Consider the following 580-nt stretch of genomic DNA (forward strand, 5'->3'; position numbering starts at 1 on the left):
GGTCCTCCGGTAACGCGCCGGTACGCGGCAGGGCGAAGCGATAGGGGTCGTCTTCGACAGCTTCAAGACCCACCTGACAGTCCACGCTTCTGGTGATACGTCCGAAAAGGGTGTCCAGGCCATAATCCAGATGCGCCGGGCTGAAGATGCTGGTCATTGTGTACGCCCCCGAAGAGTCCCCATTGCCTGGCGAGAGTCTAGCTCGCCGGTCGCCATGTGACGTTTTCCACGCCGAATTTCTCCGCCATCGGTTTGCTGGTCTTTTGCACTTTTTTCCCGGCCGAAACGCGGGATGCGACCCACGCCGGCATCACAGCTTGCCCAGTGCCACGCCTCGGCGTTGTCCATTTTGTCCGAGCGGATAATGAACGATTTGGGCGTGCCGTGAAGGGTGTAATCGATGACAAACAGTTTTGCGTTGTTCATAAAGCCCGTATTCCTCCCTGTGGTATTAGAAGGATCGCGGCGCGTCGGGAAAATTCACTCGGATTGTCCGACGGTATCTATCGTTGGCGACGCTGTGACCGACTGGTTACCATGCGCCTTTCGCCAACCCCAATGAATACTCGCCATGGCCCTC

At 57.6% G+C, this 580-nt stretch carries 1 pseudogene; it reads right to left on the bottom strand.

The features are described from left to right. Nucleotides 1-197 precede the first annotated feature (197 nt). Nucleotides 198-426, bottom strand: a pseudogene (locus tag HT737_RS29330) (DUF6555 family protein). Between the last annotated feature and the right edge of the window lie 154 nt (nucleotides 427-580).

The organism is Pseudomonas sp. MD195_PC81_125, from assembly GCF_014060985.1.
Lineage (GTDB): Bacteria > Pseudomonadota > Gammaproteobacteria > Pseudomonadales > Pseudomonadaceae > Aquipseudomonas > Aquipseudomonas parakoreensis.